21 protein-coding genes, 1 pseudogene and 1 riboswitch are annotated in these 21,033 nt (G+C 52.0%); of the genes and pseudogenes, 11 read left to right on the top strand and 11 right to left on the bottom strand.

Translation table 11 applies throughout. The features are described 5' to 3' along the window. Positions 1-20: 20 nt before the first annotated feature. Complete coding sequence (locus tag IB196_RS03420) at positions 21-335, top strand: putative quinol monooxygenase (protein ID WP_003024557.1); 315 nt, start codon at positions 21-23, stop codon at positions 333-335. A gap of 106 nt (positions 336-441) precedes the next feature. Here IB196_RS03420 and parE read toward each other — a convergent pair whose 3' ends face one another. Genes parE through nudF form a run of 5 tightly spaced genes read right to left on the bottom strand, consistent with a single transcriptional unit; the run spans position 442 to position 4,847 of the window. Then, positions 442-2,334, bottom strand: coding sequence for a DNA topoisomerase IV subunit B (gene parE / locus IB196_RS03415; RefSeq protein ID WP_040233967.1), 1,893 nt, complete (start codon positions 2,332-2,334; stop codon positions 442-444). 28 nt (positions 2,335-2,362) lie between these two features. Further along, positions 2,363-2,944 (bottom strand): esterase YqiA, encoded by a 582-nt coding sequence (gene yqiA, locus IB196_RS03410; protein WP_003024575.1) that lies wholly within the window; start codon positions 2,942-2,944, stop codon positions 2,363-2,365. Continuing rightward, positions 2,944-3,771 carry a 3',5'-cyclic-AMP phosphodiesterase gene (cpdA, locus tag IB196_RS03405; protein WP_003838143.1) on the bottom strand — a complete coding sequence of 276 codons (828 nt, stop codon included), beginning with the start codon at positions 3,769-3,771 and terminating at the stop codon, positions 2,944-2,946. Before cpdA ends, yqiA begins: the two co-directional genes overlap by 1 nt. A 24-nt stretch (positions 3,772-3,795) precedes the next feature. Next, entirely contained in the window at positions 3,796-4,218 is a 423-nt protein-coding gene (locus IB196_RS03400) for a DUF1249 family protein (protein ID WP_005123087.1), read from the bottom strand. Beyond that, positions 4,215-4,847: an ADP-ribose diphosphatase gene (gene nudF / locus IB196_RS03395; protein ID WP_040233966.1), complete on the bottom strand. Its 633-nt coding sequence runs from the start codon at positions 4,845-4,847 to the stop codon at positions 4,215-4,217. The genes IB196_RS03400 and nudF overlap by 4 nt, the downstream gene beginning before the upstream one ends. Before the next feature lie 199 nt (positions 4,848-5,046). Between nudF and tolC the strand changes: the two genes are divergently transcribed. From tolC to IB196_RS03380, 3 genes are all read left to right on the top strand, one after another. After that, entirely contained in the window at positions 5,047-6,528 is a 1,482-nt protein-coding gene (gene tolC / locus IB196_RS03390) for an outer membrane channel protein TolC (protein WP_149691759.1), read from the top strand. Positions 6,529-6,685: 157 nt separating this feature from the next. Continuing rightward, entirely contained in the window at positions 6,686-7,363 is a 678-nt protein-coding gene (locus IB196_RS03385; protein WP_005123080.1) for a DUF1190 family protein, read from the top strand. Between the two features lie 5 nt (positions 7,364-7,368). Further along, positions 7,369-8,529 carry a glutathionylspermidine synthase family protein gene (locus IB196_RS03380; protein WP_188231894.1) on the top strand — a complete coding sequence of 387 codons (1,161 nt, stop codon included), beginning with the start codon at positions 7,369-7,371 and terminating at the stop codon, positions 8,527-8,529. Between the two features lie 85 nt (positions 8,530-8,614). Here the strand turns inward: IB196_RS03380 and ygiD are convergent, their stop codons facing one another. Then, entirely contained in the window at positions 8,615-9,403 is a 789-nt protein-coding gene (gene ygiD / locus IB196_RS03375; protein ID WP_188231893.1) for a 4,5-DOPA dioxygenase extradiol, read from the bottom strand. A 147-nt stretch (positions 9,404-9,550) separates the two neighbouring features. Between ygiD and zupT the strand changes: the two genes are divergently transcribed. Then, positions 9,551-10,324 carry a zinc transporter ZupT gene (gene zupT, locus IB196_RS03370; RefSeq protein ID WP_188231892.1) on the top strand — a complete coding sequence of 258 codons (774 nt, stop codon included), beginning with the start codon at positions 9,551-9,553 and terminating at the stop codon, positions 10,322-10,324. Between the two features lie 65 nt (positions 10,325-10,389). Here zupT and IB196_RS03365 read toward each other — a convergent pair whose 3' ends face one another. Further along, positions 10,390-10,566 carry a hypothetical protein gene (locus tag IB196_RS03365; RefSeq protein ID WP_003838138.1) on the bottom strand — a complete coding sequence of 59 codons (177 nt, stop codon included), beginning with the start codon at positions 10,564-10,566 and terminating at the stop codon, positions 10,390-10,392. A 397-nt stretch (positions 10,567-10,963) separates the two neighbouring features. Here IB196_RS03365 and IB196_RS03360 point away from each other — a divergent pair, with 397 nt between their 5' ends. From IB196_RS03360 to dsbI, 3 genes are read left to right on the top strand one after another with little or no spacing between them, the layout of a single operon-like run. Next, positions 10,964-12,760 carry an aryl-sulfate sulfotransferase gene (locus IB196_RS03360; protein WP_188231891.1) on the top strand — a complete coding sequence of 599 codons (1,797 nt, stop codon included), beginning with the start codon at positions 10,964-10,966 and terminating at the stop codon, positions 12,758-12,760. A 23-nt stretch (positions 12,761-12,783) separates the two neighbouring features. Next, on the top strand, positions 12,784-13,452 hold the full coding sequence (locus IB196_RS03355) for a thiol:disulfide interchange protein DsbA/DsbL (RefSeq protein WP_040233962.1): 669 nt from the start codon (positions 12,784-12,786) through the stop codon (positions 13,450-13,452). A gap of 14 nt (positions 13,453-13,466) precedes the next feature. Next, a complete protein-coding gene (gene dsbI / locus IB196_RS03350) occupies positions 13,467-14,144 on the top strand; it encodes a protein-disulfide oxidoreductase DsbI (protein WP_188231890.1) in 678 nt (225 codons plus the stop codon). An 84-nt stretch (positions 14,145-14,228) separates the two neighbouring features. Here the strand turns inward: dsbI and ribB are convergent, their stop codons facing one another. Beyond that, on the bottom strand, positions 14,229-14,882 hold the full coding sequence (ribB, locus tag IB196_RS03345; RefSeq protein ID WP_040233959.1) for a 3,4-dihydroxy-2-butanone-4-phosphate synthase: 654 nt from the start codon (positions 14,880-14,882) through the stop codon (positions 14,229-14,231). A gap of 106 nt (positions 14,883-14,988) precedes the next feature. Further along, positions 14,989-15,138: riboswitch (FMN riboswitch) on the bottom strand. 132 nt (positions 15,139-15,270) lie between these two features. Here ribB and ubiK point away from each other — a divergent pair. Beyond that, a complete protein-coding gene (gene ubiK, locus IB196_RS03340) occupies positions 15,271-15,567 on the top strand; it encodes a ubiquinone biosynthesis accessory factor UbiK (RefSeq protein WP_005120914.1) in 297 nt (98 codons plus the stop codon). Between the two features lie 33 nt (positions 15,568-15,600). Here the strand turns inward: ubiK and glgS are convergent, their stop codons facing one another. After that, positions 15,601-15,807: a cell surface composition regulator GlgS gene (gene glgS, locus IB196_RS03335; protein WP_188231889.1), complete on the bottom strand. Its 207-nt coding sequence runs from the start codon at positions 15,805-15,807 to the stop codon at positions 15,601-15,603. 133 nt (positions 15,808-15,940) lie between these two features. On the opposite strand from glgS, the pseudogene IB196_RS03330 reads away from it, so the two are divergent. Together IB196_RS03330 and IB196_RS03325 are read left to right on the top strand one after the other, a co-directional pair. Beyond that, positions 15,941-16,289, top strand: a pseudogene (locus tag IB196_RS03330) (flotillin domain-containing protein). Positions 16,290-16,497: 208 nt separating this feature from the next. Beyond that, positions 16,498-16,557: a type I toxin-antitoxin system Ibs family toxin gene (locus tag IB196_RS03325; RefSeq protein WP_199947192.1), complete on the top strand. Its 60-nt coding sequence runs from the start codon at positions 16,498-16,500 to the stop codon at positions 16,555-16,557. 124 nt (positions 16,558-16,681) lie between these two features. On the opposite strand, the gene hldE is transcribed toward IB196_RS03325, so the two are convergent. Further along, positions 16,682-18,115 carry a bifunctional D-glycero-beta-D-manno-heptose-7-phosphate kinase/D-glycero-beta-D-manno-heptose 1-phosphate adenylyltransferase HldE gene (hldE, locus tag IB196_RS03320; protein ID WP_005120911.1) on the bottom strand — a complete coding sequence of 478 codons (1,434 nt, stop codon included), beginning with the start codon at positions 18,113-18,115 and terminating at the stop codon, positions 16,682-16,684. Positions 18,116-18,174: 59 nt separating this feature from the next. Continuing rightward, entirely contained in the window at positions 18,175-21,015 is a 2,841-nt protein-coding gene (gene glnE, locus IB196_RS03315; protein ID WP_040233955.1) for a bifunctional [glutamate--ammonia ligase]-adenylyl-L-tyrosine phosphorylase/[glutamate--ammonia-ligase] adenylyltransferase, read from the bottom strand. Between the last annotated feature and the right edge of the window lie 18 nt (positions 21,016-21,033).

Below are 21,033 nucleotides of genomic sequence, written 5' to 3'. Positions count from 1 at the left end.
GGAATTAGAAGGAGTTAACCATGCTTACTGTTATTGCAGAAATCCGTACACGTCCAGGTCAACATCACCGCCAGGCGGTACTGGATCAGTTTGCTAAAATCGTTCCGACCGTACTGAAGGAAGAAGGCTGCCACGGCTATGCGCCGATGGTGGATCATGCTGCGGGTGTGAGTTTTCAGACCACAGCACCAGACTCAATCGTGATGGTTGAACAGTGGGAAAGCATCGCGCATCTTGAAGCGCATTTGCAGACCCCGCATATGAAGGCCTACAGCGAAGCCGTGAAAGGCGACGTGCTGGACATGAATATCCGTATTCTGGAATCGGGTATTTAAGTTATCGTCATGGCCGCCGGGCCAGATAAGCGCAGCGCCATCGGGCATAATGACCTTGCCGGATGGCGGTATTAACCGCCTTATCCGGCCTACATACCCATATCCCTTAGCCTTCGAGATCCGCCAGGTCACCTTTCTCCTGCAACCAGTTGCGACGATCCTCTGAACGTTTCTTGGCCAGCAGCATATCCATCACCGCATTCGTACGCTGATCGTCCTCATCATCAATGATGAGCTGCACCAGACGACGCGTATTGGGATCCAGCGTCGTTTCACGTAACTGCATCGGGTTCATTTCACCCAGACCTTTAAAGCGTTGTACGTTCGGTTTCCCTTTCTTGCGCTTTAACTGCTCCAGCACGCCCGCTTTTTCTTCTTCTGTCAGAGCGTAATACACTTCTTTGCCGAGATCGATACGGTACAACGGCGGCAGCGCCACATAGACGTGGCCGTGTTTCACCAGCGTACGGAAGTGTTTCACAAACAGCGCGCACAGCAGCGTCGCGATGTGCAAACCATCGGAGTCCGCATCCGCCAGAATACAGATCTTGCCATAGCGCAACTGGCTCAGATCGTCGCTGTCCGGATCGATGCCGATCGCCACCGAAATATCATGCACTTCCTGCGAGGCCAGCACTTCATCAGAAGAGACTTCCCAGGTATTGAGGATCTTACCTTTCAGCGGCATGATCGCCTGGAATTCACGATCGCGCGCCTGTTTGGCGGAACCGCCTGCGGAGTCACCTTCGACGAGAAACAGTTCGGTGCGGTTAAGATCCTGTGCAGTGCAGTCCGCCAGTTTGCCCGGCAGCGCCGGACCGCTGGTCAGCTTTTTACGTACGACTTTTTTCGCCGCACGCAGGCGACGCTGGGCACTGGAAATCGCCATCTCAGCCAGCAGTTCGGCTGACTGTACGTTCTGATTCAGCCACAGGCTGAAGGCATCTTTCACCACGCCAGAAACAAACGCCGCACACTGACGCGAAGAGAGGCGTTCTTTGGTTTGACCGGCAAACTGCGGATCCTGCATTTTTACCGACAGCACATAGGCGCAGCGATCCCAGATATCTTCAGCAGACAACTTCACGCCGCGCGGCAGAATATTACGATACTCGCAGAATTCGCGCATTGCATCCAGCAGACCCTGACGCAGACCGTTGACATGCGTCCCACCCTGCATGGTTGGGATCAGGTTCACATAGCTTTCGGTCAGCAGCTCGCCGCCTTCCGGTAGCCAGAGCAGCGCCCAGTCTACGGTTTCTGTTTCACCGCTGAAATTACCGATAAACGGTTTTTCCGGCAGCGTCGGCAGGCCATTTACCGCTTCGCTCAGGTAGTCATTCAGACCGTCCTGGTAGCACCAGCGCTGCTCGCTGTTGTTAACTTCATCTTTAAAGGTGATCTCTACGCCCGGGCACAGCACCGCTTTGGCTTTCAGTACGTGCGTTAAGCGAGAAACAGAGAAACGCGGGCTGTCAAAGAAGGTTTCATCCGGCCAGAAGTGTACGCTGGTACCGGTATTGCGTTTACCGCAAGTACCGACCACCTGCAGATCCTGCACTTTGTCACCGTTTTCAAACGCGATATTGTACACCTGACCATCGCGACGCACGTTCACTTCTACACGTTTTGAAAGCGCGTTGACCACGGAGATACCTACCCCGTGTAAACCGCCTGAAAACTGGTAGTTCTTATTAGAAAATTTACCGCCTGCATGCAGGCGACAGAGGATCAGCTCGACCGCCGGAACGCCTTCTTCTGGGTGAATATCCACCGGCATGCCGCGTCCGTCGTCAATGACTTCCAGCGATTGATCGGCATGTAAAATCACATCCACGCGTTTCGCGTGGCCAGCCAGTGCTTCATCCACACTGTTATCAATCACTTCCTGTCCAAGATGGTTAGGACGGGTCGTGTCAGTGTACATCCCAGGGCGACGGCGTACCGGCTCAAGCCCAGTGAGTACCTCAATGGCATCAGCGTTATAAGTTTGCGTCATGGTTTAAATTAGCAATTCGAATTGATCGTCAGAAACTGTGCAGTCCAAGGAAATCGACAATCGGGTTGAAATAATCTTCGAAGCCCGTGAATGCGTGGTTTCCGCCCTCAATAACTGTCTGACGGCAGGAGGCGTAATACGCCACCGCCTGGCGGTAGTCCAACACTTCATCGCCCGTTTGTTGAAGCAGCCAGATCAAATCCGGCGCTTCCAGCGGGTCAATCTGCATGACTTTAAGATCGTAAATATGGCGTGACTCTAGCACATATTGCTGCCCCGTGTAGGGGTTCTCGTTTTGACCGAGATAGTCGACCAGCAGTTCATAAGGCCGTACAGCAGGGTTCACCACCACTGCCGGCAGCATAAAACATTGCGACAGCCAGGTGGCGTAATAGCCTCCTAATGAGGAGCCGACAATCCCCAGCGACTCTCCGCCATGTTCAAGAATGATCGATTCCAGCATCTCTGCGGCCTGGGCCGGATACGGCGGCAACTGCGGCACGATCATCTCAACGTGCGGATGGTGCTCCGCCAGCCAGTTTTTCAGCAAGCACGCCTTCGCCGAACGAGGAGAACTATTGAATCCATGAAGATAGAGAAGCGTAGACATCAGTAGCCTTCTGAAGCGGTATCAGGGTGGAAACGATTACCCTGCAGACGGCGAACCTGAGTCTGCAACGTCCCGTCAGCAAAAAGCTCCAGCGTCCGCCAGCCGGGGCTGATGGTATCTAACGTGAAGTTGGAACAATGCGGCTTAAACTGCACGCAGGTCGATGGCGTCGCCAGTAGCCGGCGACCGTTCCAGTCCAGATCCAGTTCCTGATGAATATGCCCGCACAGCAGATACTTCACGCGCGGATAATTCACCAGCACGTTGTCGAGCTCCGCCGCATTGCGCAGGCTGTGCTGATCGAGCCAGCTGCAGCCCGCAGGCAAAGGATGATGATGCAGCAGCAGCAAGGTATTGCGCTCAGGCGCATCGGCAAGTTTACGCTCCAGCCATTCGAGCTGAAATTCACTTAATTCACCGTGGGGAACGCCGAACACCTGGCTGTCGAGCAACAATATTTGCCACTGTTCGCCGATGAAAACGCGCTTGGCAGGGGAAATTCCCGCGTCCTGTAGCGCGCTGTACATTGCCGGCTGAAAATCGTGATTGCCCGGTAGCCAAACGCAGGGCGCACGAAAGCTTGCGATGCCCTCAGCAAAATGCTGATAGGCAGCAGCGGATTGATCCTGCGCCAAATCCCCCGTCGCGACGATCAGATCGTACTCTGGCGACTCTGCATGTATGGCATCCAGTACGGATTGATAACTGTCCCAGGTGTTCACACCCAGCAGCGTTTCATGCTTTTCGGCAAACAGGTGAGTGTCTGTAATTTGTAAGATCCTGACTCTGGCCTCACCAGCCAAAGGAAGGGTTAACAGGCTTTCCAAATGGTGTCCTTAGGTTTCACGACGCTAATAAACCGGAATCGCCATCGCTCCATGTGCTAAACAGTACCGTAACCAGTCGGCCAAAAACTGATTAATTTGATGCTTTTCGTCGCGTTGATGCAACTTTTTATTTGGATAATCATACCGCGCTTTGAAGCGAAAGATCTGCTGACTTGAACACACTTCAGCCACCCTCGCATCATGATACAGGCGCACAGTCAGCGACGGCAGGCTCCAGTAGGTAACCGCTGGTGCCGTCTGTTCGATCGCGACAAGCGTAGTGTATCGGGTCGATTCCACGATCGTTAATCGATATTGTGCGTTTGCAACCTGATAGCTCACTGTTTCACCGGCTGCATCATTGCGTGGCAACAGGCGGCGCAACTGCGAAAAATTGGTTTCGCACAGGCGCATCATTTCAGGGAAGTCAGGTGTGTAACGCTTCATTTTTTCCACTCAGTTTTTAACTCTTGATAGTGCAGCTGTAACCATTGCAAAGCGATGACAGAAGCCGCGTTGTCGATTATCCCCTCTTCTACCCATTGATAAGCCTGTTCCCGACTCACCACATGAACACGAATATCTTCGTTTTCATCCGCCAGACCGTGGATACCATTTGCGGTCGAAGCGTCCACTTCACCTACCAAAATAGACAGGCGCTCACTGGTGCCGCCAGGGCTTGCCAGATAACTCAGCACGGGTTTCGTACGTTTAACGTCCAGTCCGGCTTCTTCCATTGCTTCACGACGGGCCACATCTTCAACGGTTTCGCCTTCTTCAATCATTCCGGCTACCATTTCCAGTAGATACGGCGTTTCGCTGGTGTCATAGGCCGCGATGCGGATCTGTTCAACCAACACAACTTCATCCCGCTCAGGGTCAAAGGGTAGCAAGACTGCCGCGTGTCCGCGCTCAAAAATTTCACGCTTCACTTCACCGCTCATACCACCGTTAAACAGGCGATGACGGAAGCGATAAAGATCCAATGAAAAAAAACCGCGGTATAGTGTTTCTCGTGCAATAATTTCTACATCATTTTTAGTGAATGTCATTGGCAAGTTGTCTGGTTTACGCATTGTGCTGTCCTGGTACCAATAGTGATTAAAATGTGAATTTCAAGGTCGTTTGACTGCTGTTTGAGCGCCCTTGTGTTAAATTGATGCAAATTAACGCCGTATGGCACGTAACGCCAACTTTTTGAAGTGGCGGATTCTGCTAGAATCAGCAATTATTTTTACAATTTGATCAGCGCTAAATACTGCTTCACAACAAGGAATGCAAATGAAGAAATTGCTCCCCATCCTTATCGGCCTGAGCCTGTCGGGGTTCAGTACTCTGAGCCAGGCAGAAAACCTGATGCAGGTTTATCAGCAAGCACGCCTGAGCAACCCGGAATTGCGTAAATCCGCCGCCGATCGCGATGCTGCATTCGAAAAAATTAACGAAGCGCGTAGTCCTTTACTGCCGCAACTGGGCTTAGGTGCCGATTACACCTACAGCAATGGCTACCGTGATTCAAATGGTATCAACTCCAACGCCACCAGCGCGTCATTACAATTGACTCAGACGCTGTTCGATATGTCAAAATGGCGTGCCCTGACGCTGCAAGAAAAATCAGCGGGCATCCAGGACGTGACCTATCAGACCGATCAGCAAACGCTGATCCTGAATACCGCCACGGCCTATTTTAACGTATTGAACGCGATTGACGTGCTGTCTTATACCCAGGCACAAAAAGACGCCGTTTATCGTCAGTTAGATCAGACGACCCAGCGTTTTAACGTTGGCCTGGTTGCTATCACTGACGTACAGAACGCCCGTTCACAGTACGATACTGTGTTGGCGAATGAAGTTACCGCGCGTAACAACCTGGACAACGCCGTTGAACAGCTGCGTCAGGTCACCGGCAATTACTATCCGGAACTGGCTTCGCTGAATGTTGATGGCTTTAAAACCAACAAACCGCAGGCGGTGAATTCACTGCTGAAAGAAGCAGAAAACCGCAACCTGACGTTATTGCAGGCACGTTTAAGCCAGGATCTGGCGCGTGAGCAAATTCGTCTGGCACAGGACGGTCATCTGCCGACGCTGGGTTTAACCGCCTCTACTGGTGTTTCTGATACCTCTTACAGTGGTTCTAAAACTAACACCTCTCAGTATGACGACAGTAACCAGGGCCAGAATAAAATTGGTCTGAACTTCTCGCTGCCGCTGTACCAGGGCGGGATGGTTAACTCGCAGGTTAAACAAGCACAGTACAACTTTGTTGGCGCCAGCGAGCAACTGGAAAGCGCGCACCGCAGCGTAGTACAGACCGTTCGTTCGTCATTCAACAACATTAATGCGTCTATCAGTAGCATTAATGCGTACAAACAAGCCGTTGTCTCTGCGCAAAGTTCACTTGACGCGATGGAAGCGGGTTATTCTGTCGGTACACGTACCATCGTGGACGTGTTGGATGCCACTACCACGCTGTACAACGCTAAGCAGCAGTTGGCAAATGCGCGTTATACCTATCTGATCAACCAGTTAAACATCAAGTCTGCGCTCGGTACGCTTAACGAGCAGGATCTGGTGGCGTTGAACAATACGCTGGGCAAACCTATTTCCACCGCACCTGACTCCGTTGCGCCGGAAAACACCCAGCAAGACGCCGCAGCAGATGGTTATACCGCCAACAGTGCGGCGCCGGCGGTCAAACCGGCAGCAGCACATACATCCAGCAGCAGTAACGGCAACAACCCGTTCCGTAATTGATGTTGATGACGGGGCTTCGGCCCCGTCTGAACGTAAGACAACGTAAAGATCCGCCCCTTCCTGCGCATTCTCGCCTCTTCCCGCTTCAATTTCGACCAGTCATCCTCTATCCTGAGCATTATTTACTGTGTTTACCACTGGGTCCTGGAAGACAAAAATGAAACGGACAAAATCGATACATCATGCTTCGTTCCGCAAAAGCTGGAACGCGCGCCATCTGACTCCTGTCGCCCTGGCAGTTACCGCTGTGTTTATGCTCGCGGGCTGTGAAAAGAGTGACGAAACGGTTTCGCTTTATCAGAATGCGGACGACTGCTCTGCGGCGAATCCAGGTAAAAGCGCTGAATGTACGACCGCATTCAACAACGCGCTGAAAGAAGCTGAACGCACGGCGCCAAAATACGCCACGCGCGAAGACTGTATTGCCGAGTTCGGTGAAGGTCAGTGCCAACAGGCACCTGCCCAGGCAGGTATGGCACCGACCGGTGAAGGCCAGGCTCAGGCGCAGAATCAAAGCAGCGGCAGCTTCTGGATGCCGCTGATGGCTGGCTACATGATGGGCCGCATGATGGGCGGCGGAATGGGCGCTCAGCAGCCGCTGTTCAGCTCGAAAAACCCGGCCAGCCCTGCATACGGCAAATACACTGACGCCGGCGGCAAAAACTACGGCGCAGCAACGCCGGGCCGCACCATGACCGTACCAAAAACCGCCATGGCACCGAAACCAGCCACCACGTCTACCGTAACCCGTGGCGGATTTGGTGAGTCAGTCGCCAAACAGAGCACCATGCAGCGTAGCGCAAGCGGCACCACCACACGTTCAATGGGTGGCTGATCGTCATGGAAAGAGTCAGTATTGTTGAGCGCCCGGACTGGCGCGATAAGGCCACCGAATACGGTTTCAACTTTCACACCATGTACGGCGAGCCGTACTGGTGTGAAGACGCATACTATAAGCTGACGCTCGCTCAGGTCGAAAAGCTGGAAGAGGTCACCGCAGAGCTGCACCAGATGTGCCTCAAGGTGGTTGAGAAGGTCATTGCCAGCGACGAGCTGATGACCAAGTTTCGTATTCCGAAGCATACCTGGGGCTTTGTCCGCCAGTCCTGGCTGACACAGCAACCGTCGCTCTATTCCCGCCTCGATCTGGCGTGGGATGGTACCGGTGAACCCAAGCTTTTAGAAAACAACGCCGATACGCCAACCTCATTGTATGAAGCTGCTTTTTTCCAGTGGATCTGGCTGGAAGATCAGCTTAATGCGGGCAACCTGCCGGAAGGCAGCGATCAGTTCAACAGCCTGCAGGAAAAACTGATCGAACGTTTCACTGAGCTGCGCGAGCAGTACGGTTTTCAGTTGCTGCACCTGACCTGCTGTCGCGATACGGTCGAAGATCGTGGAACGATCCAGTATTTGCAGGATTGCGCGGCTGAGGCTGAAATTGCCACTGAATTTCTCTATGTCGAAGATATCGGTCTTGGCGAAAAAGGTCAGTTCACGGACATGCAGGACCAGGTGATCGCCAACCTGTTCAAGCTATATCCGTGGGAGTTTATGCTGCGTGAAATGTTCTCCACCAAGCTGGAAGATGCCGGCGTTCGCTGGCTGGAACCAGCATGGAAAAGCATTATCTCCAACAAAGCACTGTTGCCGCTGCTGTGGGAAATGTTCCCGGATCATCCGAATCTGCTACCGGCATATTTCGCCGAAGACGACTATCCGCAGATGGATAAGTTTGTCGTGAAACCGATCTTCTCGCGTGAAGGCGCTAACGTTTCCATCATTGAGAACGGTAAAACGATCGAAGCCGTGGAAGGCCCATACGGTGAAGAAGGCATGATCGTGCAGCAGTTCCATCAGTTACCGAAGTTTGGCAACAGCTATATGCTGATCGGCAGTTGGCTGATTAACGACCAACCGGCCGGGATCGGCATTCGCGAAGACCGCGCCCTGATCACGCAGGATCTCTCCCGTTTCTATCCGCATATTTTTGTCGAATGATTGAGAGTGCCGGGTGGCGGCTCCGCCTTACCCGGCCTACGGCACGAACTTAATGCCCGATAAGCGTAGCGCCATCGGGCGTTCATCACCCAACCTGCACCGACAACATACTTAAACTTCCCATCTCGATACCATCTACAGGGATCGTAACAGACTCTTTACCATCCCATGCCCCGAGAACATACAGCAGCGGCAGATAATGATCTGGCGTCGGGTTCGACAGCGATCCGCCTTCATGATCCATATAGTTAACCAGCGGGTGCTGTTCAACCGGTCCCTGCCATGTGAGGTTTGCTTTAACATAATCGTTAAATGAGGTCGCCCACGGATACGGCGTATTTTCGCCGTGCCAGCGCGCAGTACGCAGGTTATGCACCACGTTACCGCTGGCTACCAGCATAATGCCCTCATCACGCAGCGCCGCCAGCTTACGACCCATTTCGAAATGCCAGGCCGCAGGTTTGGTGCTATCGACACTCAACTGCACCATCGGGATATCTGCGTTCGGGTACATCTTGATCAGCACACCCCATGAGCCGTGGTCAAATCCCCACGCCTCTTTATCTAACGTGACTGGCACTGGAGAAAGCAGATCCACCAGATGCTGAGCCAGTTCAGGAGACCCCGGGGCCGGATAATGCGTGTCATACAGCGCCTGCGGAAAACCACCAAAGTCATGAATCGTTTTCGGTGCTTCCATCGCGGTTACGCCAGTGCCGCGCGTAAACCAGTGCGCTGAGACCACCACGATGGCTTTCGGACGTGGCAACGTTTCCCCCAGCTGCTGCCAGGCACGGGTATAAACGTTATCTTCCAGAACATTCATCGGGCTGCCGTGGCCCAAAAACAATGCTGGCATACGAGTTGAAGACATGATGATATCCTTACTGAGGGAGTCATTTTGATATCACCACAATACGCTTTTTCGGTTGATGAAGAACTCAGATAACCATGATGAAGATCATCAGTTATTTTGACGAACCGCCCCGAATAGCAGATTGATAAGGAGCTTTATTTGTCGATGTCAGTACCTTTACTTCTGACCTTACTGGCAGGCGCCGCCACATTTATCGGTGCATTTCTTGGCGTGCTGGGACAAAAACCCTCTAACCGCGTTCTCGCATTTTCTCTGGGTTTTGCCGCAGGTATCATGTTGCTAATCTCCCTGATGGAGATGTTGCCAGCCGCACTGGCAGCAGAGGGAATGTCTCCGGTGCTGGGTTACGGGATGTTTATCGTTGGTTTGCTGGGCTACTTTGGCCTGGATCGTTTGCTGCCGCACGCTCACCCTCAGGATTTAGTCCAAAAAACCACACAGCCGTTACCCGGTTCCATTAAGCGTACTGCGATTTTATTAACTCTGGGTATCAGCCTGCATAACTTCCCAGAAGGGATTGCGACTTTTGTTACCGCCAGCAGCAACCTCGAACTGGGCTTTGGTATTGCGCTTGCCGTCGCATTACACAATATTCCTGAAGGATTAGCCGTTGCAGGTCCGGTCTATGCAGCCACGGGTTCAAAACGTACCGCTATATTCTGGGCAGGGATCTCGGGAATGGCGGAAATATTAGGTGGGGTACTGGCATGGTTAATTCTGGGCAGTTTGATTTCACCCGTGGTGATGGCGGCAATTATGGCCGCGGTCGCCGGAATTATGGTGGCGCTGTCAGTCGATGAATTGATGCCACTGGCAAAAGAGATCGACCCGGATAATAATCCCAGCTATGGGGTGCTTTGTGGCATGTCAGTTATGGGGTTAAGCCTCGTCATCCTCCAGTCTATGGGAATCGGATAATCCTGAGGGCGGATGCCACCCTGCTATTTTACAGCATCCGCTCATCCATAGCAGAACGTGAAGGACTATTCCTGTTCCTTAATCACGCTGTTATCTTCACCAGAACGACGGAAGAGTTTGTTTCGCGCCTCGAGCAATGCGTCTCTGTCTTGTCGGAATGCCCGACAATAACGCTTCATATGGCAATAATAACCCAATGCAACGAGTGCAATTAATACGATCCAATACCAGGCAATAAACATTCTTTTACCCTTAACATTTAACATCATTAAACATTTAACGTTAAAATTTTACACAAGCTTATTCTGACATACCCCTATAGTGGCATATTCCAGAAACAAATATATGATTTCGATCATATAAACCAGCAGCTATGCCAATAGCTAAAACACTTATAAAAAATAAAACTGTGTCGACGAGATCACACTAATCAATAATAAATATTGTCCTTAAAATACCTCACTCATACTATCCAGCAAATAACAAAAATTAGATCTTGCAGAATAATACACTTCATAAATATTTATATACCCACAATAAAAATGACATCAGTAGTACTATTTTCATTTTTAGCCATATCGTAAAAACATAATATATTCATTGAGATTATATTTAAAATTAATATAAGGAGATATATCCATGTTTAGACAATATCGAAAAACGCTACTCGCAGGCACTCTGGCACTGACGTTTGGATTAACGGTCGGAAATTCTTTTGCTGCGGGCTTTCAACCCGCCCAACCCGCAGGAAAACTGGGCGCAATAGTCGTTGATCCTTATGGAAACGCCCCACTTACCGCGCTGGTTGAATTAGACAGTCACATTATTTCAGATGTTAAAGTCACCGTTCATGGCAAAGGCGAGAAAGGCGTTCCTGTTACTTATACTGTTGGCAAAGAGTCGTTAGCAACCTATGACGGCGTGCCTATTTTTGGTCTTTATCAAAAGTTTGCTAATAAGGTCACCGTTGAATATAAAGAAAATGGCAAAGCCATGAAGGATGATTATGTGGTGCAAACGTCCGCCATCGTTAATTACTACATGGATAACCGTTCAATTTCCGATTTACAGCAAACGAAAGTTATTAAGGTAGCGCCTGGTTTTGAAGACCGTCTGTATCTGGTGAATACCCATACCTTCACTGCACAAGGGGCGGAATTCCACTGGCATGGTGAAAAAGATAAAAATGCCGGCATCCTGGATGCGGGTCCGGCGGGCGGGGCATTACCCTTTGACATTGCCCCCTTCACCTTTATCGTCGATACGGAAGGTGAATATCGTTGGTGGCTGGATCAAGATACCTTCTATGATGGCCATGACATGGATATCAATAAGCGCGGTTACTTGATGGGGATTCGAGAAACGCCGCGCGGCACCTTCACTGCCGTGCAGGGCCAGCATTGGTACGAATTCGATATGATGGGGCAGATTCTGGCCGATCATAAGCTACCGCGCGGCTTCCTCGACGCGTCGCATGAATCGATCGAAACAATCAACGACACCGTGTTGCTTCGCGTGGGCAAACGCGATTATCGCAAAGAAGATGGCATCCATGTGCAAACTATCCGCGATCAGATAATTGAAGTAGACAAGTCCGGTCGAGTGGTTGACGTGTGGGATCTGACAAAAATACTCGATCCGATGCGTGATGCGCTGCTGGGTGCGCTGGACGCAGGTGCGGTATGCGTCAACGTTGACCTCGCTCATGCCGGTCAACAGGCGAAACTGGAGCCAGATACACCTTACGGTGACGCCCTCGGCGTGGGTGCGGGTCGTAACTGGGCGCACGTTAACTCCATTGCCTATGATGCCAAAGATGACTCCATTATTATCTCTTCCCGCCATCAGGGCGTCGTCAAAATCGGTCGCGATAAACAGGTGAAATGGATCCTCGCTCCGTCGAAAGGCTGGAATAAGACGCTGGCAAGTAAGCTGTTAAAACCGGTTGATAGCAAAGGCAACGCGTTAAAATGTGACGAAAACGGCAAGTGCGAGAATACCGATTTCGATTTTACCTATACACAGCACACCGCATGGCTCTCGAGCAAAGGGACATTAACCATCTTTGATAACGGCGATGGTCGTGGGCTCGAACAACCGGCATTGCCGACGATGAAATACTCCCGTTACGTCGAATATAAAATTGACGAGATAAAAGGTACCGTTCAGCAAATCTGGGAATACGGCAAAGAACGCGGTTACGATTTCTATAGTCCCATCACCTCGGTTATCGAATATCAGAAAGACCGTGACACCATGTTTGGCTTTGGTGGTTCAATTAATTTATTTGAAGTTGGACAACCAACCATTGGCAAAATCAATGAAATTGACTACAAGACCAAAGAAGTCAAAGTTGAGATAGATGTCCTTTCAGATAAACCAAACCAAACTCACTACCGTGCATTACTGGTCCGCCCACAACACATGTTTAAATAATCGCGTTAGCTTAAGGATTAATTATGTCATCTAAATGGATTACTTCATTATTTAAAAGCGTGATATTAACCGCAGCGCTTACCTCGTCGTTTGCCGCCTCCGCTTTTACAGAAGGCACTGATTATATGGTTTTAGAGAAACCGATTCCTAATGCTGATAAGACGTTAATAAAAGTATTCAGCTACGCCTGTCCGTTCTGTTATAAATATGATAAAGCCGTGACTGGCCCGGTTTCTGAAAAAGTGGCTGATCTCGTCACCTTCACACCATTTCATCTGGAAACCAAGGGTGAATATGGTAAACAGGCCAGTGAAGTTTTTGCGGTAATGATTGCTAAAGACCAGGCCGCAGGGATTTCATTGTTTGATGCCAAATCACAGTTCAAAAAAGCGAAATTCGCTTATTACGCTGCTTACCACGACAAGAAAGAGCGCTGGTCAGATGGTAATGATCCGGCCGCATTCATTAAAACAGGCCTGGATGCTGCAGGTATGAGCCAGGCAGATTTTGACGCCGCGCTGCAAGATCCCGCCGTTCAGCAAACGCTGGAGAAATGGAAAGCGGCATATGACGTCGCCAAAATTCAGGGGGTTCCGGCTTACGTCGTTAACGGTAAATACCTGATCTACACAAAAAGTATCAAATCCATTGACTCCATGGCAGAGCTTGTCAGAGAACTGGCGACAAAATAAACAGGGACCAGGCTATGGCTTTCATAAAAGGATTGTGGCGGGACTTACGTACCACGCCGGTTGATACGCTGGTGAGATGGCAGGAACGGCGCTCTCTGTGGCTACTGATGGTCTGCGCGATGGGCGGGTTAATAATACTGGCGCACTCATTCTTTCAAATCTACCTCTATATGGCCCCCTGCGAGCAGTGTGTCTACATTCGCTTTGCCATGTTTGTAATGGTTTTCGGTGGATTGATCGCGGCAATAAACCCTAAAAATGTTGTTCTGAAGCTTATTGGTTGCATCGCGGCATTTTATGGCAGCATCATGGGCATTACGTTCTCCATCAAACTTAACGGTATTCATTATGCTGTACATAACCCGGACCCGGATTCGTTGTTTGGTGTCCAGGGATGTTCCACAGATCCGATATTCCCTTTCAATTTGCCGCTGGCAAACTGGGCTCCGGAGTGGTTTAAGCCCACAGGGGATTGCGGCTATGACGCCCCCGTGGTTCCCGATGGCGTAGCGCTCAGCAGTACGCAAAAGTGGTTTATCGATCTATACCAACAGTCTGAAGGCTGGTATCTGCTCCCGCCGTGGCATTTTATGAACATGGCACAGGCCTGTTTGCTGGCCTTTGGTTTATGTTTATTGCTGTTGGTGACAATGAGCGGTGCCTGGGCTTTAAAACTGGCCAGAACCAGGTAATTGGGAGCAAAAAACAAAAAAACCGAAGCCTGGAATATGGCTTCGGTTTTTTATGCTTACCAAAACTAACGTGGTAATAGTCTATTAGCTGGCTTTGCGCTCGTGCGCCTGGCGGTAAGCCACCAGGTCTTCAATAGTGACCACCGCCATATTGTGCTTGCCGGCAAACTCAATGCACTGTGGCGCACGCGCCATGGTGCCATCGTCATTGGTCAGCTCACACAACACGCCTGCCGGTTTAAACCCTGCCAGCGTCATCAGATCGATGGTGGCTTCGGTGTGGCCACCACGAGTTAACACACCACCAGCCTGAGCACGCAGCGGGAACACGTGCCCCGGACGGTTCAGATCGGAAGGTTTTGCGCCATCCTTAACTGCCGCGCGTACCGTAGTAACACGGTCCGCTGCGGAAACACCGGTGGTCACACCTTCTGCAGCTTCAATGGTCACGGTAAAACCGGTACCGTAAGCACTGGTGTTATTTTCCACCATCATTGGCAGATCGAGCTGTTTGCGGCGGTCTTCGGTGATGCACAGGCAAACAATACCGCTGCCGTGACGGATGGTCAGCGCCATCTGTTCAACGGTCATGGTCTCGGCCGGGAAAACCATATCGCCTTCGTTTTCACGATCTTCGTCGTCAAGCACCATCACACCGCGTCCTTCACGCAGCGCAGACAGCGCATGTTCAACACGTTCGAAAGGCGTACCAAAAGAGGAAAGTAGCGTCTGATTCATGGTAAAAAAACCTCACTAAAATTATGGTTACCAGAATCAGGGCAGTCTTAGGAGTACCGTCTAAGCGGCAAAAAAATAACGTGAGCGGGTCCATGCCCGACTGGATCGTTACTCTCTCCCATCCGGACTCTAACCGTCGGCCCCGGAATTACACCGGATCTGCTGACCTTTGAGTTTGCACCCAAAGCGCTCGCGGGCTTTCAACCTGAGTTGATTTACCGCCGGTGGGGAATTTCGCCCCGCCCTGAGAATAAGCGAGTTAACTATAACGCTATTGATTACCTTCATCAACGCCTTTGCTCATCTTAGCTTCACACAATTCTGGTTTATGCCTGGGACAGTTCGCACTACAATAGGCAGCAACACGTACCAGTTCAGGGAAACCATAATGATTGACCCGAAAAAAATTGAGCAGATTGCTCGTCAGGTTCACGAGTCGATGCCGAAAGGGATCCGCGAGTTTGGCGAAGACGTCGAGAAGAAAATTCGCCAAACGCTGCAATCACAGCTGACCCGTCTGGATCTGGTAAGCCGCGAAGAGTTTGACGTACAAACCCAGGTTTTACTGCGTACCCGTGAAAAACTGGCGCTGCTTGAGCAACGTCTGACGGAGCTTGAAGCGCGCGAGAAAGCGGCGGAAGTCAAGTCTGCGCCCGCAATCCCGCCAGTCGATCCACTGGTATAAAAACGACAACGGGCCGCAAGGCCCGTTAATATGTTAGTGTTCCAGTTCTAATTTTTTCGCCTCTGTTGCCTGCTGGCAGTAAAGTGCATAGCGTTTGCAAAACCAGCTGCGATGTTCTTCATCCATATTTCCAGTTACAGCCTGGATATCAACGGGTCGGCCCTCAGCCTGCATTCTGGCAAAACTCCGCGCCAGGAAATCGAAATTATTCAATGAATACATACTACTGTTCATGAGCATACCCTCCAGTTATTGAATATCTGTTAAGGCCATATGCTTTTTCTGATTTCAGTATTTCCCTGGATGCGAAGATATTCTGCACATATTGTGCGCAAAAAAATCACCAGCTTCACAGTTTCCTACGAAATCTAAGATGGATGATGTTTTTGGTATGTTACCTTACCGCCGTTGTGGCGGTGGTCGTCTTATTAATTATCGGGATTATCTTTGCCCGTCTGTATCGTCGCGCGTCTGCTGAACAGGCGTTTGTACGTACCGGACCTGGCGGGCAAAAAGTGATGATGAGCGGCGGCGCAGTCGGTGAAGTGAGCGCAGGTGGAAATTTGGCTGAGCAGGCATTATCCGCCGTCCTTGCCTATCGCACACAAGCGCCGCTGATTGATTCGCTGTTAAATGAAATTGGCTTATCCGGCGGTTCGCTAAATGCGCTGACCACGACGACAGTCGACGTTAACCCGCAGACAACGGTAAAAGAAGAATAACCACTTCTGCATCATTCCCCTATCCCTGGCCGTAAAGCCGGGGATTTTTTATTCTGCAGCAGCGTTTTGCGTGGATGCTCCAGCAATAAGAAATCGGAGGGAGAAAGCCCTTGCCCCTGTCAGGAGGCTCACTAACAATCGCCTTGTCAGCAAGGGGCTGCAACGAGAAAGCCCCTCTCGAAGAAGGGGCTTTAATAAGGAAAGGGTTATGATGAAGTTCGTCATCATACTGGTTGTGCTGTTATTGATAAGTTTCCAGACCTATTAACAGTCAATCAGAGGGGGGAGAAATCCCCTCTCACCCTTATTCCTGTACTTTAGGTCGAAAAAACAGCAGCGTCAACAGCGGGAAACGCACCAAAACGAAAATTTCGACGCGTTTCCAGCATTTGCTATTTATCGCTGTCTTTCTGGATCTTCCTGATGATATTGGTCGTTGAGCAGCCATCTTCAAAGTTCAGCACCAGCACTTCACCGCCGTTCGCCCAGACCTCTTTGCTGCCCGCAATATCTTCTGGCTTATAGTCGCCGCCTTTGACCAGCAGATCCGGCAGGATGCCGGCTATCAGACGCTGCGGTGTATCTTCTTCAAACGAGACCACCCAGTCGACGGATTCCAGCGCGCCCAGCACGATCATGCGCTGTTCCAGCGGGTTGACCGGACGCGTTTCGCCTTTCAGACGTTTGGTCGACGCATCGCTGTTTACCGCCACGATCAGGCGATCGCCCAGCTTGCGTGCATTCGCCAGATAGGAGACGTGGCCCGCATGCAGGATGTCGAACACGCCGTTGGTCATCACCACTTTCTCACCGCGCTTGCGGGCGCTGGCAACGGCCTGTTTCAGCTCTGCTTCTGTCATCACGCCAAAACCGGTATCCGCGCGACCGCGCACGGCGTTTTCCAGCTCAATAGGCGACACGGTGGAAGTTCCCAGTTTACCGACCACAACACCGGCAGCAGCATTAGCAAAATAGCACGCCTCTTCCAGTGAGTTACCCGCCGCCAGCGTCGCCGCCAGCACGCCGATTACCGTATCGCCCGCACCGGTCACGTCATACACTTCCTGCGCCTGCGTCGGCATATGCAGTGGCGATTTGCCCGGTTGCAGCAACGTCATACCCTGTTCTGAACGGGTAATCAGCAGTGCGGAAAGGTCGAAATCAGCAATCACTTTCATGCCGCGCTCAACCAATTCATCTTCGCTTTTGCATTTACCGGCTACCGCTTCAAACTCAGACAGGTTCGGCGTTAGCAGCGTTGCGCCGCGGTAACGTTCAAAATCGATCCCTTTCGGATCGATAAGCACCGGCACGCCAGCCTTACGCGCCAGAGCAATCATCTGCTGCACGCTTGCCAGCGCGCCTTTGGCGTAGTCGGAAAGCACCAGAGCGCCGATAGAACCCAGCGCCTGATTAATACGCTCGTGCAGCGGTTGCGGATCCACGCCTTCAAAACCTTCTTCGAAATCCAGGCGAATCAACTGCTGGTTACGGGAAAGCACGCGCAGTTTGGTGATTGTCGGATGCGTCGGCACGGAAACGAAGTCGCATTTTACGTTCACATCCGCCAGCGTTTTGCTCAGCGCCCGCGCCGCGTCGTCGATACCGGTCAAACCCACCAGACGGGAATTTGCGCCCAGAGAGGCAATGTTCATCGCCACGTTTGCTGCGCCACCGGGACGTTCTTCGATGGTATCGACCTTCACCACCGGAACCGGCGCTTCAGGTGAAATACGGCTGGTAGGGCCGTACCAGTAGCGATCCAGCATCACATCACCGACAACCATGACTCCTGCACGTTCAAACTCTGGCAGCGTTACTTTCATTCCTGTCTCCTGAGAGATTCTCTGAGGGTCTTAAAATTTGCGCGCGATAATAGCACACTTCACTCGGCAACCAGCCACTTCTGCCAGCTGTCACGCACCAGCGTACGTTCAGCGCTGAAGAGCTCCGGCGCGACATGACCCGGAAGTTCCTGCAACGCAAGATGGTGAAGTTCGTCGCGCAGCGTTGTATAAGCGCGGGTAAGCGCCAGCGCTTCCTGCTCATCCATAATGTCGTTTTGCGCCAGCAATTCCAGAATGCGCACGTTATCCGACCAGCGCGTCAGCTTCGGTTTTTCATGCGCATAGCGCAGCACCAGATATTGCGTAATAAACTCAATGTCGGTAATGCCACCCTCATCCGCTTTAATATCAAAGCGATCGCGATGCTTATTGCCTAAATGGGCGCGCATTTTCTCACGCATTTCACGCACGTCGGTCTGCAAGGTTTTCCCATCACGGACGAGGATCATGATATCGCGACGAATCACATCAAACTGAGAGGTCAACTGCGGGTCGCCATATACCACACGAGCACGTACCAGCGCCTGATGCTCCCATGTCCAGGCTTCGTTGCGCTGGTAATCGGCGAAAGCCTCGGTTGATGTCACCAGCATTCCCGCCGCGCCGGATGGACGCAGCCGCGCATCCACTTCGTACAAAATACCGGACGAGGTGCGGGTGCTGAAAAGGTGCATAATGCGCTGCGACAGACGCAGATAGAACTGTCGCCCGTCAATCTCACGCTCACCATCCGTCATCACGTCCATCGGACAATCATGCAGGAAGATCAAATCAAGATCCGAACTGTAGCCCAGTTCCCAGCCGCCCAGTTTGCCATAGCCGACGACGGCAAAACCGCGCCCCTCACGTTCGCCAAGATGGGTAGGTTGCCCGTAGCGAGCAACCATCTGCGTCCACGCCTGCTGGACTACCGCATCAATAATCGCTTCTGCCAGCCAGGTTAAGTGATCGCTCACCTTCATCACCGGCAGCGTACCGGCAATATCGGCTGCCGCGATACGCAACAGTTGCGTTTGTTTAAACTGGCGCAGCGCTTCCAGTTGCTGTTCTTCGTCATCCTCCGGTACGCGCAGCAAATACTGGCGCAGCTCATCACGGTAGGCATCCGTCGCGGTGGGTTGATACAGGGTGTTCGGATCCAACAGTTCATCGAGCAACAGTGGATAGCGCGCCAGCTGGCTGGCGACCATCGGAGAAGCCGCGCAGAGCGAAATCAGGTGCTTAAGCGCGCCGGGGAATTCGCTCAGCAGCTCCAGGTAGGTCGTGCGGGTCACGATGCCCACCAGCAGCGGTGTGATACGCGACAGCGGTATTGAGGCGTCGTCACGCGTACAGACATCGCTCAGCAGGTGCGGCATTAAATGATCCAGCACCTGACGTCCGCGTGGGCCAATGGTGCGTTTATCCAGCTCTTTGCGGAAATCAGCAATCAGAGACAGCACGCGCCGGCGATCGTCATCCGCCAGATGCGTCAATACCGGCGTGGTATCATCTTCCTGTAATGCGTCCTGCCACAGTTCGCGCCACTGCTCAGAGAGCGACTCTTCCTGGGTTTCAGCTTCGTCATCGCCAATCAGCTCGTTGAATACCCGGCGCACATTGTCCATATGATTGGCCAGCACATCGGTTAACTGCTGCCAGTCATCAACGTTCATCCCCCACGCCAGTCGCGCGCGATTCAGTTCATCGCCCGGCAACGTCTGGGTCTGCTCATCATTGATACTTTGCAGCAGGTTTTCCAGGCGGCGTAAGTAGAGATAGGCTGCGCGCAGTTGTTCCGCGTCGGTATCAGACAGCAGGTGCAATTCATTGATGGCACTGAGCGTGGGTAACAGCGAGCGGGATTGCAGCGACGGCTCGCGCCCACCGCGAATAAGCTGGAATACCTGCACGATAAATTCGATTTCACGAATACCGCCCGCCCCCAGCTTGATGTTGTCTTTCAGGCCACGGCGGCGCACTTCACGGGCAATCATCCCTTTCATGTTTCGCAGAGACTGGATCACGCTGAAATCAATATAGCGGCGGAAGACAAATGGCCGCAGCATCGCGCGAAGTTCACTGACGTAAGTGCCGTCGGAATCGCCCATAATGCGGGCTTTGACCATCGCATAGCGTTCCCAGTCGCGCCCTTGTTCCTGGTAATAATCCTCCAGCGCAGAGAAGCTCAGCACCAGCGGGCCGCTATCGCCAAACGGGCGTAAACGCATGTCCACCCGGTAGACAAACCCATCCATTGTGGGCTGATCCAGCACCTTGATAAGCCGCTGGCCCATGCGAGTAAAGAACTGCGCGTTATCCAGCTCGCGACGCCCGCCCTGCGTGCTGCCGTGCTCCGGCCAGGCAAAAATCAGGTCAATATCCGAGGAGAAATTCAACTCGCCGCCGCCGAGTTTTCCCATGCCTAAAATCAGCAGCGGCTGCGCAACACCGTCAGAATTACAGGGCGTTCCCCACTCACGACAGCAGGCGTCATACAACCAGTCGCGTGCGGCAATAATCAGCGTTTCAGCCAGATGGCTTAACTGCTGCAAAATACTCTCTTCCGTCACCCGCGACAGCGTCTGCGCCCAGGCGATACGCACCATGATGCGGCGGCGAAACAGGCGCAGCTCGCGCATCAGCGTGTTTTCATCGCCGACGTCAACCAATGCTTGCTGCAACCACTCGGCATAGTGTTGCCATTCATCCGCCTGAGGTGGCGTACTTTCCAGCTCAGCCAGCCATTCGGGATGGGCAATAATGCTGTCGCGGACAAAATCACTGAATGTAAGCACTGACTTCGCCTGCACGCTAAGCGAGGACTCAGAGATTGCTGCTGGCAGCCGCTCAACAACGGCCGGCCAGTACTGCTGTAACGGTGAAGAGAGCTGCTTCATGTATGGGACATCCTTTGC

Origin of the sequence: Citrobacter sp. C6_1, assembly GCF_014596835.2 — a bacterium.
Lineage (GTDB): Bacteria > Pseudomonadota > Gammaproteobacteria > Enterobacterales > Enterobacteriaceae > Citrobacter > Citrobacter pasteurii.
This window is presented reverse-complemented; position numbering and strand designations above follow the sequence as displayed.

Coding starts and splice junctions, on each gene's coding strand:
- parE (WP_040233967.1), bottom strand. CDS start 2,334: ATGACGCAAACTTATAACGCTGATGCCATTGAGGTACTCACTGGGCTT.
- IB196_RS03385 (WP_005123080.1), top strand. CDS start 6,686: ATGAAACGGACAAAATCGATACATCATGCTTCGTTCCGCAAAAGCTGG.
- ribB (WP_040233959.1), bottom strand. CDS start 14,882: ATGAATCAGACGCTACTTTCCTCTTTTGGTACGCCTTTCGAACGTGTT.
- zupT (WP_188231892.1), top strand. CDS start 9,551: ATGTCAGTACCTTTACTTCTGACCTTACTGGCAGGCGCCGCCACATTT.
- IB196_RS03400 (WP_005123087.1), bottom strand. CDS start 4,218: ATGAAGCGTTACACACCTGACTTCCCTGAAATGATGCGCCTGTGCGAA.
- tolC (WP_149691759.1), top strand. CDS start 5,047: ATGCAAATGAAGAAATTGCTCCCCATCCTTATCGGCCTGAGCCTGTCG.
- dsbI (WP_188231890.1), top strand. CDS start 13,467: ATGGCTTTCATAAAAGGATTGTGGCGGGACTTACGTACCACGCCGGTT.
- IB196_RS03355 (WP_040233962.1), top strand. CDS start 12,784: ATGTCATCTAAATGGATTACTTCATTATTTAAAAGCGTGATATTAACC.
- ygiD (WP_188231893.1), bottom strand. CDS start 9,403: ATGTCTTCAACTCGTATGCCAGCATTGTTTTTGGGCCACGGCAGCCCG.
- yqiA (WP_003024575.1), bottom strand. CDS start 2,944: ATGTCTACGCTTCTCTATCTTCATGGATTCAATAGTTCTCCTCGTTCG.
- glgS (WP_188231889.1), bottom strand. CDS start 15,807: ATGCTCATGAACAGTAGTATGTATTCATTGAATAATTTCGATTTCCTG.
- ubiK (WP_005120914.1), top strand. CDS start 15,271: ATGATTGACCCGAAAAAAATTGAGCAGATTGCTCGTCAGGTTCACGAG.
- IB196_RS03365 (WP_003838138.1), bottom strand. CDS start 10,566: ATGTTTATTGCCTGGTATTGGATCGTATTAATTGCACTCGTTGCATTG.
- IB196_RS03420 (WP_003024557.1), top strand. CDS start 21: ATGCTTACTGTTATTGCAGAAATCCGTACACGTCCAGGTCAACATCAC.
- IB196_RS03360 (WP_188231891.1), top strand. CDS start 10,964: ATGTTTAGACAATATCGAAAAACGCTACTCGCAGGCACTCTGGCACTG.
- nudF (WP_040233966.1), bottom strand. CDS start 4,847: ATGCGTAAACCAGACAACTTGCCAATGACATTCACTAAAAATGATGTA.
- IB196_RS03380 (WP_188231894.1), top strand. CDS start 7,369: ATGGAAAGAGTCAGTATTGTTGAGCGCCCGGACTGGCGCGATAAGGCC.
- glnE (WP_040233955.1), bottom strand. CDS start 21,015: ATGAAGCAGCTCTCTTCACCGTTACAGCAGTACTGGCCGGCCGTTGTT.
- hldE (WP_005120911.1), bottom strand. CDS start 18,115: ATGAAAGTAACGCTGCCAGAGTTTGAACGTGCAGGAGTCATGGTTGTC.